Origin of the sequence: Rhizobium pisi, from assembly GCF_003938655.1 — a bacterium.
GTDB lineage: Bacteria > Pseudomonadota > Alphaproteobacteria > Rhizobiales > Rhizobiaceae > Rhizobium > Rhizobium pisi.
The window spans coordinates 111,429-124,365 of sequence record NZ_RJJT01000013.1; the positions used below are offsets into that span (position 1 = coordinate 111,429).

Genomic DNA, 12,937 nt, shown 5'->3' on the forward strand with positions numbered 1-12,937 from the left:
TGCCCGCTTTCGGTCGTCTGTTTGCGCGTGCCGTGATCGCAAAATCGCCGCATAGTCTTGCGCGACATGCTCTGGAAATCAGCCGCTTTCCTGATATGGGGAGACCTTGTTCCCGAGTACTGTCAAAATTGAAGGCAACACATTCGTTTTGCTGGATTCCGGGCCATTTCTCGCCTTGCAGTCCAGAAAACCGCTCCTTATATACGCCGCATCACCGCAATCACGATTGCGTAATCTTAAGTAGACCCATCCCGTAAGGGGCTGTCAGGGAAATGCCTTCTCGGGGTTCCGACAGCTTGCTTCAAGGAGAGAATGACATGGCAAAAGTAATTGGTATCGACCTTGGAACGACGAATTCCTGCGTCGCAGTCATGGACGGCAAGGACGCAAAGGTTATCGAGAATGCGGAAGGTGCGCGCACGACCCCTTCCATGGTGGCATTTTCCGATGATGGCGAACGCCTCGTCGGCCAGCCGGCCAAGCGCCAGGCAGTCACCAATCCGACGAACACGCTCTTTGCGGTCAAGCGCCTGATCGGCCGCCGCTACGAAGATCCGACCGTCGAGAAGGACAAGCACCTCGTTCCCTTCACCATCGTCAAGGGCGACAATGGCGACGCCTGGGTCGAAGCCAATGGCAAGGGCTACTCGCCCGCACAGATTTCCGCGATGATCCTTCAGAAGATGAAGGAAACCGCTGAATCCTATCTCGGCGAAAAGGTCGAGAAAGCCGTCATCACCGTTCCCGCATACTTCAACGACGCGCAGCGCCAGGCAACCAAGGATGCCGGCCGCATTGCAGGTCTTGAAGTGCTGCGCATTATCAACGAGCCGACCGCTGCTGCTCTCGCCTACGGCCTCGACAAGAAGGACGGTAAGACGATCGCCGTCTACGACCTTGGCGGCGGCACCTTCGATATTTCGATCCTCGAAATCGGCGACGGCGTCTTCGAAGTGAAGTCCACCAACGGCGATACCTTCCTCGGCGGTGAAGACTTCGACATGCGTCTCGTCGAATATCTCGTTGCCGAGTTCAAGAAGGACAATGGCATCGACCTGAAGAACGACAAGCTCGCCCTGCAGCGCCTCAAGGAAGCATCCGAAAAGGCAAAGATCGAGCTGTCCTCTTCGCAGCAGACGGAAATCAACCTGCCGTTCATCACGGCTGACGCTTCCGGCCCGAAGCACCTGACGTTGAAGCTGACTCGCGCCAAGCTCGAAAGCCTGGTCGACGATCTCGTCCAGCGCACGATCGCTCCGTGCAAGGCAGCTCTCAAGGATGCCGGCGTCACCGCTGCCGAAATCGACGAAGTCGTTCTCGTCGGCGGCATGAGCCGCATGCCGAAGGTGCAGGAAGTCGTCAAGCAGCTGTTCGGCAAGGAGCCGCACAAGGGTGTCAACCCGGATGAAGTCGTCGCTCTCGGCGCCGCCATCCAGGCCGGCGTTCTCCAGGGCGACGTCAAGGACGTTCTGCTTCTCGACGTAACTCCGCTGTCTCTCGGCATCGAAACGCTGGGCGGCGTCTTCACCCGTCTGATCGAGCGCAACACGACGATCCCGACGAAGAAGAGCCAGACCTTCTCGACCGCAGACGACAACCAGCAGGCCGTCACCATCCGCGTGTCGCAGGGCGAGCGTGAAATGGCTGCCGACAACAAGCTGCTCGGCCAGTTCGACCTCGTCGGCCTGCCGCCGTCGCCGCGCGGCGTTCCGCAGATCGAAGTTACCTTCGACATCGACGCGAACGGCATCGTGCAGGTTTCGGCCAAGGACAAGGGTACCGGCAAGGAACAGCAGATCCGCATCCAGGCCTCCGGCGGTCTTTCGGACGCCGACATCGAAAAGATGGTCAAGGACGCAGAATCGCACGCTGCCGAAGACAAGAAGCGCCGCGAAGGTGTGGAAGCCAAGAACCAGGCCGAAAGCCTGATCCACTCCACCGAAAAGTCGCTCAAGGACTACGGTGACAAGGTTTCGGAAGCTGACCGCACCGCGATCTCGGATGCAATTGCCGCCCTGAAGTCTGCGACCGAAGCAACCGATGCCGACGCCGAAGACATCAAGGCCAAGACCCAGACCCTCATGGAAGTTTCCATGAAGCTCGGCCAGGCGATATATGAAGCACAGCAGGCCGAAGGCGGTGCTGCTGCCGATGCCTCCGCGGAAGGCGGCGACAATGTCGTCGATGCCGACTACGAGGAAATCAAGGACGACGACCGCAAGAAGTCCGCGTAATCCGCGGCGGCGTGGTTATGCTTCAACACCTGATCCGGCTGCTCACCATGGCAGCCGGAAATCCATTTCCGGGGTTTAATCCTTAATGGCAAAAGCGGACTTTTACGAAACTCTGGGTGTAGCCAAGTCGGCGGACGAGAAAGAGCTGAAGAGCGCCTTCCGCAAACTGGCGATGAAATACCATCCGGACAAAAACCCGGATGACAAGGACGCGGAACGGAAGTTCAAGGAAATCAACGAAGCCTACGAGATGCTCAAGGACCCGCAGAAGCGGGCGGCCTATGATCGCTATGGCCACGCGGCCTTCGAGCAAGGCGGCATGGGCGGCGGTGGCGGCGGATTTGCCGGCGGCGGTTTCTCCGATATCTTCGAGGATATTTTCGGCGAGATGATGGGTGGCGGCCGCGCACGCCAGCGCTCGTCGGGCGGCCGCGAGCGCGGCGCCGATCTTCGCTACAACATGGAAATAACGCTGGAAGAAGCCTTCTCCGGCAAAACGGCGCAGATCCGCGTTCCGACGTCGATCACCTGCGACGTCTGTTCGGGCTCGGGCGCCAAGCCCGGCACGCAGCCGAAGAACTGCGGAACCTGCCAGGGAACGGGGCGCGTGCGTGCCGCACAGGGCTTCTTCTCGATTGAGCGGACCTGCCCGACCTGCCACGGCCGCGGCCAGATCATTCCCGATCCTTGTCCGAAGTGCCACGGCCAGGGCCGGGTGACGGAAGAGCGTTCGCTTTCGGTCAATATTCCCTCGGGCATCGAAGACGGCACGCGCATCCGCCTGCAGGGCGAAGGCGAAGCCGGCGCCCGCGGTGGGCCGGCCGGCGACCTCTATATTTTCCTGTCGGTGAAGCCGCACGAATTCTACCAGCGCGACGGAGCAGACCTCTATTGCGCCGTTCCGATCTCGATGACGACGGCCGCTCTCGGCGGGACCTTCGATGTGGCGACGCTCGACGGCACGAAGTCGCGCGTGAGCGTGCCCGAAGGCACGCAGGCGGGCAAACAGTTCCGCCTCAAGAGCAAGGGCATGCCGGTGCTGCGTTCGGCGCAGACGGGCGATCTCTACATCCAGATCCAGATCGAGACGCCGCAGAAACTCACCAAGCGCCAGCGCGAGCTGCTGCAAGAGTTCGAGCAGCTTTCCTCCAAGGAGAACAACCCGGAATCGACGGGCTTCTTCGCCCGGATGAAGGAATTCTTCGAAGGCTGAGCCGCCGGTCGACATGCCAATCCCGAAAGCCGGGGACGGAAACGTCTCCGGCTTTTTTTGTCCCGCGAATCCTGATTTGCGACACTTGCCGCCCGTTGCCGGGCGATCTGTCTCAGATCGATACGGCGATGGGACGGCAGACGACTTGCGTTAACGCAGCCACATGATGCCGCTTGCAAGTTTTCCAAATGAATTCAGTCTCTGCGGTCAGCGCAGAACCCCTCGATAACAGGGGTTCTGCGCCAATTCAAAGTGATAGAGCGCCCTTGGCGCGTCCCATCGGACGCGCGGCGCTCCGGCGGGAACAACCAGAACAAGGGTATCTAAAATGGCGCCAGCCTTCTCCTCTCAGTCCGAAGACGTCGACGTTCTTGCCGGGGCCATCTACACATGGTGTGCCGAGCGCAACATCAAGCTTCGCAGCCAGCAGGGCCTCTCCATCGCCAGTATCGCGATCGACCTCTATCATGCCGGCCACCAGACGCAGGACGATCTGCTGACGGCGCTGCACGAGAGCGAGATTCACTAAAGCGACGCATCGAAGCTGACGCGACATGCGTCGGCAGCCCCATCCTCGATTCCGAGAATGCTTCCACCTTTGCGGATATGCAGACCTTCAAGGTCCGGACATCGTCCATACCTTGAAGACGCTGAGCTCTTCCGGAAATAAACTTGTCCGCCCCGGCGGAATCAGGCGGCGCTTTCGACCGCTTCACCACTCATGAGAGTGAGAATGGTCTTGACCGCCTCCTTGCCCGCGGTCGAGTTCAGCTTGTCGTAGCTCAGCGCAAGCGCATAGGCATCGGGGCTAAGTTCGATACGGCTGCCGAATTGCGATATGCCGGTTCCCTCGAAAAGAGCGGAGATCTCGACATCGAGAAAAACAGCGATCTGATGCAGCTTGCTGGCGGAAACGCGGTTCGTTCCCTTTTCGTATTTCTGGATCTGCTGGAAAGTCAGTCCGAGTGCTTCACCGAGTTCAAGTTGGGAAACACGACGAAGGGCGCGAAGGTGTCTTACGTTGCGACCAACGATAATATCAACCGGATCTGGCACTTCACTACTCTCTCATACATAAACACTTGGTTTACCATATCGTGTTCAGCGAATAACTCAACCCGGAAGCTGCAAAATTCAACCGACTTTTTTTGGGCTTTACGTTACGTCAGTAATCTCAACCGAATGCGCCAAAGCCTCTGAAATCAGGGCTCGCGGCCGGTGAACCCTGATGTTGGCAATATCGGCTTAGCAACGTCGAGCCATTGCCTCTGAGGTTGTATTTTTTGCAGTAATTGGGACCGCCGCGGCATTGCTCCACGACCGATTTCCGGCATCACCGGCGGTACGCGATCCACCACCGTGAAGCAGCGCGCTTGCCATCAAGACTGCTTCGGCTTAGCTGTCACGCTTAACGATTCCGGACATCCGATGCCGCACAAGGTTTCCCTTTCTCGCCTGAAGCTCACCGACTTCCGCAACTATGCGGCGGCAGCACTTGCCCTTGACGGCCGGCACGTCGTGCTGACGGGAGACAACGGCGCCGGCAAGACCAATCTCATGGAGGCGGTTTCGCTGCTTTCGCCCGGCCGCGGCCTGCGCCGCGCGGCCTATGGCGATATCACCCGCGTCGGCGCGCCGGGTGGCTTTTCGATCTTCGCAGCGCTCGACGGCATGGAGGGTGACGTCGAGATCGGCACCGGCATCGAGACGGGCGAAGAGACAACCGCCCGCAGGCTGCGCATCAACGGTACGCCGGCCAAGACCGCCGACGAGCTGACGGATCACCTGCGTCTTCTTTGGCTGACGCCGGCGATGGATGGCCTGTTTACCGGCGCCTCTTCCGACCGGCGCCGCTTTCTCGACCGGCTGGTGCTGTCGCTCGATCCCGCCCATGGCCGCCGCGCCAGCGATTTCGAGCGCGCCATGCGCAGCCGCAACAAACTGCTCGACGAAGGCCGCTTCGACCCCTCCTGGCTTACCGGAATTGAGGAGCAGATGGCAAGCCTCGGCATCGCGATGGCGCTCGCCCGCCAGGAAATGCTCGGGCTCTTGACCCGGCTGATCGAGGAAACACTGGAGAGTTCACCCTTCCCCTCGGCATCGCTGCGGCTCTCCGGCTTCATGGACGGCCAGTTCTCACGCCCCTCGGTCGACCTCGAGGACGACTACGCCGCGATGCTGGCGGAAAGCCGTTACCGCGATGCCGGCGCAGGACGTACGCTCGAAGGGCCGCACAGAGCCGATCTCATCGTGCATCACCGCGAAAAGGCGATGGAGGCCGAGCGTTGTTCGACCGGCGAGCAGAAAGCGCTGCTCGTTGGCCTGGTGCTTGCGCATGCGCGGCTCGTCGGCAATCTCACCGGCCATGCGCCGATCCTGCTGCTCGATGAAATCGCGGCACATCTCGACGAGAACAGACGCGCGGCGCTGTTCGACCTCATCGACGGGCTCGGCGGGCAAGCCTTCATGACCGGAACGGACCGTGCCATGTTTTCAGCGCTCGGCGACAGGGCACAGGTCTTTACGGTGGCTGACGGAAAGGTATTCGAATGACCGGAGCAGCTTTTCCCGGCGACGGGCGCCATGATAAGGTCCCCGCCATGGAACCGCTCACCCCTGATGAAATCGCGCGCTATCAGCGCCACATCCTGCTCCCCGAGATCGGCGGCGCAGGCCAGCAGAAGCTGAAGGCTGCCCGCGTGCTGGTAATCGGCGCCGGCGGCCTCGGTGCGCCGATCCTGCAATATCTGGCCGCAGCCGGCGTCGGCACGCTCGGCATCGTCGATGACGACCTGGTATCGCTCTCGAACCTGCAGCGCCAGGTCATCCACGATTCCGGCACGATCGGGGAGTTGAAGACGGAGAGCGCCGCCATCGCCATCGCGAGACTCAACCCGCATGTCCGGCTCATCCGCTTCGAGGAACGCTTCTCTCCGGAGACTGCCCGACGACAATTGTCCGGCTTCGATCTTCTGATCGACGGCTCCGACAATTTCGACACGCGTTATGCCGCCGCCGATGCGGCGGAAGGTGCGCGCATCCCGCTCGTCACCGGCGCCGTCGGGCGTTTCGACGGTTCGCTGACAGTAGTGAAACCCTATGAGACGGCCGAGGACGGGACGCCCAACCCTAGATATCGCGACCTGTTTCCCGAAGCGCCGCCGGCGGGGCTGATCCCCTCCTGCGCCGAGGCCGGCATCATCGGCGCGCTTACCGGCGTCATCGGCACGATGATGGCGATGGAGGCGATCAAGCTCGTCACCGGCGCCGGCGAGCCGCTGATCGGACGGCTGCTGCTTTACGACGCGCTGTCGGCCCGGTTCGAAACGATCCGCTACAAACGCCGCCGCTCAAGGCAGGCGGGATGACGATCATCCGCCTCGACGGAAGCTTCACGCGCTGGGACGAACTACTCGCCCTCATCCTTGCCGCCTTCGCCTCGATGAACGGCAGGATCGATCCACCATCTTCCGCGCTCCGCCTAACGGCGCAAGCGCTGGCTGAAAAGGCCGAAGCCGAAATCGGTCACGTCGCGATCGAGCAGGGAAAGCTGACCGGCTGTCTGTTCCTGCGGCCGGAGACCGATTGTCTCTATGTCGGCAAGCTCGCCGTTCTCCCGTCCGTGCAGGGCAAGGGCCTCGGCAGACGGCTGCTGGCGATTGCCGAGGAAACGGCCGCAGCGCTTGGCCTTCCCGCCTTGCGGTTGGAAACGCGTATCGAACTCACGGACAATCACTCCGTCTTCGCCGCCTGGGGATTTTCCAGAACCGCTGAGAAGGCGCATCCCGGTTTTGCCAGGACGACCTTCATCGAGATGCGCAAGGACCTTAGCCGCTAACGCGCAAAATCGCTTAACGACCCGGCAGCACCCGGTTCGGCGGCCTGTGGCCGTCGATGAAGGTGCGGATATTGATGATGACCTTGTCGCCCATGTCGATCCGGCCCTCGATCGTCGCCGAACTCATGTGCGGCAGCAGCACGACCTTGCCCTCATTGGCGAGCTTGACGAGTCTCGGGTTGACGGCCGGCTCATTTTCGAAGACGTCGAGGCCGGCGCCGGCGATCTTGCCCTCCCTCAGGCACTTGATCAGCGCGGTTTCGTCGACCACGTCGCCGCGCGCAGTGTTGACGATGTAGGCCGTGGGCTGCAGCAACGCCAGGCGGCGCGCCGAAATCAGGTGGAAGGTCGCAGGCGTCGACGGGCAATTGATCGAGACGATGTCGACGCGGGCGAGCATCTGGTCGAGGCTTTCCCAATAGGTCGCCTCCAGCTCGTCCTCGACGGCCGGGTTGACGCGCTTGCGGTTGTGGTAGTGGATCGAAAGACCGAAAGCCTTGGCGCGGCGCGCCACCGCCGTGCCGATGCGGCCCATGCCGACAATGCCGATACGCTTGCCGTGAATGCGCCGGCCAAGCATCCAGGTGGGAGACCAGCCGGCCCATTCGCCCGGCTTGTCGGTCAGCACGCGCGCACCTTCGCCGAGCCTTCTCGGCACGGCGAGAATCAGCGCCATCGTCATGTCGGCGGTATCCTCGGTCAGAACGTTCGGCGTGTTGGTGACGGTGATGCCCTTGCGCGCCGCCGCCTCGACGTCGATATGATCGGTGCCGTTGGAGAAGCTCGCAATCAGCTTCATCTGCGGCCCTGCCTCCTCGATCAACGCCGCATCGATGCGATCGGTGACGGTCGGCACCAGCACGTCGGCGGTCCTGACGGCGGCGATCAATTCAGGAACGGAGCGCGGCGTATCATCGATGTTGAGCTCGGCGTCGAAGAGCTCGCGCATGCGGGTTTCGACGGCATCCGGTAGTTTCCGGGTGATGTAGACCTTCGGTTTTTTCTTCGCTGTCATGGCTGCCTGCGGTGCCTTGTTCAGAGGTCTTTAACCAAGAGGGGTGATAATTTTCCCATTCCGGGCATTTTCTACCAGACCCGCACGCGAAGACAAACAAAACTCGTGGTGCAGCGGAAGGATGTCAATGCCCGGACAGCGAGCAGGCCGGGCCTGCCCGCCGATTCGAGCAAACGGAAGCTTCCATGCGCAGCAAAGTCCTGAAGTCCTGCCTCGCCGTCGCGATCGCTCTGGCCGCATCGCTCGGAGCCGTCGAATTTGCCCACGCGCAGGCTGCCAAGGGGCCGAGCGGACTGCCGTTGCCGCGTTTCGTCACCCTGAAGTCCAAGCGCGTCAACCTGCGCATCGGTCCCGGGACGGATTACGCCGTCTCATGGATGTACCTGAAATCCGGTCTGCCGGTGGAGATCATCCAGGAATACGACAACTGGCGCCGCATCCGCGATGCCGACGGCACCGAGGGCTGGGTCAACCAGTCGCTGCTGTCAGGCCAGCGCGCGGCGATCGCCGCCCCATGGATGAAGACGAAGGGCAAGGGTATCTACGTCAATCTGCGCCGCGAGGCGCAGCCCTCCGCCTCAATCGTCGCCAAGCTGGAACCTGGCGTGATGCTGACGATCGGCGAATGCAACGGCGACTGGTGCCGCGCCGGAGCCGACGGCGCCTCGGGATGGGTGGCACAGTCGGAGATTTGGGGAGCCTATCCCGGCGAAGCCTTCAAATAAGCCCTGCTTCTCTGGCCGCCTCGGAAAGCGAGGTCATCGGGCGCGGACCGATCTGCTGGATGACGATACCGGCGGCGAGGCAACCGAGCTTGCCGCAATCTTCCAGCGACCGTCCCTGCGTATAGCCATAGAGGAAGCCGGAGGCGAAGAGATCGCCGGCACCCGTCGTGTCCACAACTTCCCTGATCTTGATCGCATCGACGTAGTAGCGTTCCCGTCCCTTCAGGATGACGGCGCCGTTTTCGCTCATCGTCACGGCGGCGATCTTGCAATCTGCGGCGATCTTGTTCAGCGCCTCTTCGAAATCGTCGGTTTCGTACAGCGACAGCGCTTCCTGGCGATTGGCGAAGACGATATCGACCTTGCCGGACCGCATCAGATCGAGGAATTCACCGCGGTAGCGGCCGACGCAGAAGCTGTCGGACAGCGTCATCGACATTTCGCGGCCGTTTTCATGGGCAATGCGGGCGCAATCGAGAATCGCTTCCTTGGCGCGCGGCGGATCCCAGAGATAGCCTTCGAAATAGGTAACCTTGGCATCGGCCACGACATCGGCCTCGACATCCTCGGGGCCGAGCTCGACGCAGGCGCCGAGATAGGTGTTCATCGAGCGCTCGCCGTCCTCAGTCACGAAGATCATCGAACGCGCCGTCGGCGGGAAAGTGCCCTTGGGCCGCGTCTGGTAGTGAACACCCTGGGCGCGGATATCGTGTGTGAAGATATCGCCAAGCTGATCTGCGGCGACGTTGCCGAAATAGGCCGCCTTGCCGCCGAGGTTGGCAACGCCCGCTGCCGTATTGCCCGCGCTGCCGCCGGAGGCTTCAAGCGCCGGTCCCATGCGCGAATACAGGAGTTCGGCGCGTTCGGCATCGATGAGGTTCATCGCCGCCTTGGTGATCTGGTTGTCAATGAGGAACTGGTCGTCGCAACGGGCAATGATATCCACGATTGCGTTGCCGACTGTCAGAACGTCGAATCTTGTCATGAAATGGGGAGTCCCGGATTTGTGATAGCCGGGGTTTGGTCTTAGCGAAATTTCCGCGGTTTGGAAGGTTAAATGGTGAATGGCGCTACTATTTCTTCGTAAAAGTGCCGCTTATTCGTCATGCCCTTGTCATCTTCAAAATCTAGATATGCTCGCAACAAGACCGGCATGAGCAGCCTTCGGTTGCAGCCGGGTGCGCGAGGGATGATCCCTTCGACCTTGCCGACGCGATGCTGACCACGGATGAACTGGCAGCGTCGTGATCCGGATATCCGGCGGAGCCGGAGCGGAAAAGCGGGCCGTGCCCGCTTTTTTTGCTTTGCGGATGCCAGGGCTACCGGATCAGGTGGCGTTTGCCTTTTCAATCCAGGCGGTTTGCTGCTAGAGATCGGACACTCCCCCCGAGCAAAGCAGCCTCCCCCATGTCAGCCATCATTCTCGACGTCCTTCCCATTTTCATCCTGATTCTTATCGGCTGGGTGATCGTCCGCAGCGGCTTGATGACGTCGGATGTCGGCGACGGGCTCAGCGAATTCGTCTTCAAGATCGCTGTGCCGCTTCTGCTTTTCCGCACGATAGCCGAGGCGGATTTCCACGGCGAGTCGCCTTTCCGTCTCTGGATCGTCTATTTCTCTGCCGTCGCCATCACCTGGACCGCCGGTCATCTCGCCGCCACACGCCTTTTCGGCCGCGACGAACGGATCGGCGTGCTGGCCGGTGTCTCCTCGGCCTTCGCCAACAATGTCTTCATCGGACTGCCGCTCGTCCAGCGCACCGTCGGCGACGAGGGGCTGGTGGCGTTGTCGATCCTTCTCGCCGTCCATCTGCCCGTGATGATGGTCGCCGGCACAGTGCTGATGGAGCATGCGGAGCGGAAGATCGCCGGCAAAAGCGACCGCAGCATGGTGTTCGTGCTTCGCCAGATCGCTATCAATCTCATACGCAATCCGCTGGTGATCGGCCTTGCGGCCGGCATGGCCATGCATCTTTCTGGCCTCACCATGCCGACGGCACTGGCCACGGTCGTCGGGCAGATCGCCGGCATTGCCGGCCCGGCGGCACTGATCTCGCTCGGCATGGCGCTGGAGAGATACGGCGTCTCCGGCAATCTCGGCATTGCCAGCGTGACATCGAGTCTCAAGCTGCTGCTGTTGCCGGGCTGCGTCTGGACAGCGAGCCACCTCCTTGGCCTCAGCAACGAATGGACGGCGGCGATCGTTCTGACCTCCTCGGTGCCGACGGGGGTCAACGCCTGGCTGATCGCCAATCGTTTCGGCGTCGGTCACAGCCTTGCCGCGTCGACGATTTCGGTGACGACGGCGCTCGGCGCCATTACCGTCTCGCTCTGGGCCTATTTCCTCGGCGCGTGAACCTGCACCATGAACTACAAAAGCCCGGCTTGCGGCCGGGCTTCCGATGTCATGCAACTGTGTAGCGGCTTTTACTGCGTCGCCGTCTTCGGATCCGGCAGCGGCACCGGCGAATCGGCGAGCGTGTGCAGGTAGAGGATGACGTTGGCGCGATCCTGATCCTTCGGCAGGCCTGCAAAGCCCATCGCCGTACCGGGAACGTCCTTCTTCGGCGCAGTCAGGAACTTGTTCAGGTTCTCGAAGGTCCACTTTTCAGAGCTGCCCTTGGAGAAATCCTTCATGGGAGCGGAATAGGCGAAGCCCTCATGCGAGGCGATCGGGCGATCTACGACACCAAAGAGGTTAGGACCGACCTTGTTCGGTCCCCCTTTGGTGCCGTCATGACAGGCCTGACACTTCTTGAAGACCGTTTCACCGGCCTTGGCATCTGCAGAAGCGAGCAATTGCGCGATCGGAACGGCAGCTGCGGCAGGCGCAGCTTCACCGCCAGCGGCGGGCGCCTCTTCGGCAACGATCGCGAAACCTTCCTTCTCCGGCGCTTCGGAATGGAAGATCCCTTCGGACGCGATAGAGACCGACATCAGAACGAAAATCGTTCCGAGCAGTGCCCCCACGGCCGTATTGACGTATGAATTCATCTGCAATGCTCCCCTTGCAGCCGGCAGACCATAAACCGGACCATCTTGAAATCGCGCGGAACCTATGTCTTTTGGCGGATCGTTGCAACTGTCTAAATGGTCTCGTGCGTGAGACTTTTTGACACTTTTCAGCCCGGAATAGAAGGCCCGAACAATGAGTGATTCAAATTTAGACGACGTGCTCGTATTGATCCCGGCGCGGATGGCCTCCACCCGGCTTCCGGGCAAGCCGCTCGCCGATATATGCGGTCTGCCGATGATCGTGCAGGTGGCGATGCGCGCCAGGGAGGCTGCCATCGGCCGCGTCGTCGTTGCCGTCGATGACCAGCAGGTGTTCGATACGGTGGCCGCAGCCGGCTTCGAAGTCGTCATGACCAGCAAGGATCATCAATCGGGCTCGGACCGGATTTTCGAAGCGCTGACGAAGGTCGATCCTGATGGAAAGGCGGAAATCATCGTCAACGTCCAGGGCGATCTGCCGACGATCGATCCCGAAACCGTGCGCGCAGCCCTGCGCCCTCTTCAGAACGAGGCTGTCGATATCGGCACGCTGACGACCGAGATCGACAACGAAGAGGACAAGACCGCACCGCACATCGTCAAGATTGTCGGCTCGCCGGTCTCCGAGACCCGTCTGCACGCACTCTACTTCACGCGCGCGACGGCGCCCCACGGCCAGGGGCCGCTCTATCACCACATCGGCCTTTATGCCTATCGGCGTGCAGCACTGGAACGCTTCGTCTCGCTCGGCCCTTCGACGCTCGAACGGCGCGAATCGCTGGAGCAGCTCAGAGCGCTGGAAGCCGGCATGCGCATCGATGCCGAGATCGTTGACACAGTTCCGCTCGGTGTCGATACTCCGGCCGACCTTGAAAAAGCGCGGCGCATCCTCTCCGCAAAGTCGAACTGACGGAAACAT

13 protein-coding genes are annotated in these 12,937 nt (G+C 61.3%); 9 read left to right on the top strand and 4 right to left on the bottom strand.

Going from position 1 to position 12,937, the window contains the following annotated elements:
• The first annotated feature begins 317 nt into the window (after nt 1-317).
• The 3 genes from dnaK to EFD55_RS19545 all read left to right on the top strand — a co-directional run bounded on the left by dnaK (nt 318) and on the right by EFD55_RS19545 (nt 3,976).
• A complete protein-coding gene (gene dnaK, locus EFD55_RS19535; RefSeq protein ID WP_125846689.1) occupies nt 318-2,234 on the top strand; it encodes a molecular chaperone DnaK in 1,917 nt (638 codons plus the stop codon).
• 85 nt (nt 2,235-2,319) lie between these two features.
• Nucleotides 2,320-3,447, top strand: coding sequence for a molecular chaperone DnaJ (gene dnaJ, locus EFD55_RS19540; RefSeq protein ID WP_125846690.1), 1,128 nt, complete (start codon nt 2,320-2,322; stop codon nt 3,445-3,447).
• Nucleotides 3,448-3,775: 328 nt separating this feature from the next.
• The gene (locus EFD55_RS19545) at nt 3,776-3,976 is read left to right on the top strand and encodes a hypothetical protein (protein ID WP_125846691.1); all 201 of its coding nucleotides are present in this window, start codon (nt 3,776-3,778) and stop codon (nt 3,974-3,976) included.
• A 161-nt stretch (nt 3,977-4,137) separates the two neighbouring features.
• On the opposite strand, the gene EFD55_RS19550 is transcribed toward EFD55_RS19545, so the two are convergent.
• Complete coding sequence (locus EFD55_RS19550) at nt 4,138-4,503, bottom strand: helix-turn-helix domain-containing protein (protein WP_125846692.1); 366 nt, start codon at nt 4,501-4,503, stop codon at nt 4,138-4,140.
• Nucleotides 4,504-4,875: 372 nt separating this feature from the next.
• Between EFD55_RS19550 and recF the strand changes: the two genes are divergently transcribed.
• The 3 genes from recF to EFD55_RS19565 are packed head-to-tail and all read left to right on the top strand — an operon-like array spanning nt 4,876 to nt 7,285.
• The gene (gene recF, locus EFD55_RS19555) at nt 4,876-6,000 is read left to right on the top strand and encodes a DNA replication/repair protein RecF (RefSeq protein ID WP_125846693.1); all 1,125 of its coding nucleotides are present in this window, start codon (nt 4,876-4,878) and stop codon (nt 5,998-6,000) included.
• Nucleotides 5,997-6,815: a molybdopterin-synthase adenylyltransferase MoeB gene (locus EFD55_RS19560; RefSeq protein WP_125846694.1), complete on the top strand. Its 819-nt coding sequence runs from the start codon at nt 5,997-5,999 to the stop codon at nt 6,813-6,815. The genes recF and EFD55_RS19560 overlap by 4 nt, the downstream gene beginning before the upstream one ends.
• Nucleotides 6,812-7,285: a GNAT family N-acetyltransferase gene (locus EFD55_RS19565; RefSeq protein ID WP_125846695.1), complete on the top strand. Its 474-nt coding sequence runs from the start codon at nt 6,812-6,814 to the stop codon at nt 7,283-7,285. The genes EFD55_RS19560 and EFD55_RS19565 overlap by 4 nt, the downstream gene beginning before the upstream one ends.
• A gap of 13 nt (nt 7,286-7,298) precedes the next feature.
• Here EFD55_RS19565 and EFD55_RS19570 read toward each other — a convergent pair whose 3' ends face one another.
• On the bottom strand, nt 7,299-8,300 hold the full coding sequence (locus tag EFD55_RS19570; RefSeq protein WP_125846696.1) for a 2-hydroxyacid dehydrogenase: 1,002 nt from the start codon (nt 8,298-8,300) through the stop codon (nt 7,299-7,301).
• Nucleotides 8,301-8,485: 185 nt separating this feature from the next.
• On the opposite strand from EFD55_RS19570, the gene EFD55_RS19575 reads away from it, so the two are divergent.
• Complete coding sequence (locus EFD55_RS19575) at nt 8,486-9,025, top strand: SH3 domain-containing protein (protein WP_125846697.1); 540 nt, start codon at nt 8,486-8,488, stop codon at nt 9,023-9,025.
• Here the strand turns inward: EFD55_RS19575 and EFD55_RS19580 are convergent.
• Entirely contained in the window at nt 9,018-10,010 is a 993-nt protein-coding gene (locus EFD55_RS19580; RefSeq protein ID WP_125846698.1) for an adenosine kinase, read from the bottom strand. The genes EFD55_RS19575 and EFD55_RS19580 overlap by 8 nt on opposite strands.
• Before the next feature lie 422 nt (nt 10,011-10,432).
• Between EFD55_RS19580 and EFD55_RS19585 the strand changes: the two genes are divergently transcribed.
• Nucleotides 10,433-11,380, top strand: a complete 948-nt coding sequence (locus EFD55_RS19585; protein WP_125846699.1) for an AEC family transporter — start codon at nt 10,433-10,435, stop codon at nt 11,378-11,380.
• Between the two features lie 71 nt (nt 11,381-11,451).
• Here EFD55_RS19585 and EFD55_RS19590 read toward each other — a convergent pair whose 3' ends face one another.
• Complete coding sequence (locus EFD55_RS19590) at nt 11,452-12,018, bottom strand: c-type cytochrome (protein ID WP_125846700.1); 567 nt, start codon at nt 12,016-12,018, stop codon at nt 11,452-11,454.
• A gap of 154 nt (nt 12,019-12,172) precedes the next feature.
• Here EFD55_RS19590 and EFD55_RS19595 point away from each other — a divergent pair, with 154 nt between their 5' ends.
• Nucleotides 12,173-12,928 carry a 3-deoxy-manno-octulosonate cytidylyltransferase gene (locus tag EFD55_RS19595; RefSeq protein WP_125846701.1) on the top strand — a complete coding sequence of 252 codons (756 nt, stop codon included), beginning with the start codon at nt 12,173-12,175 and terminating at the stop codon, nt 12,926-12,928.
• Nucleotides 12,929-12,937: the final 9 nt, after the last annotated feature.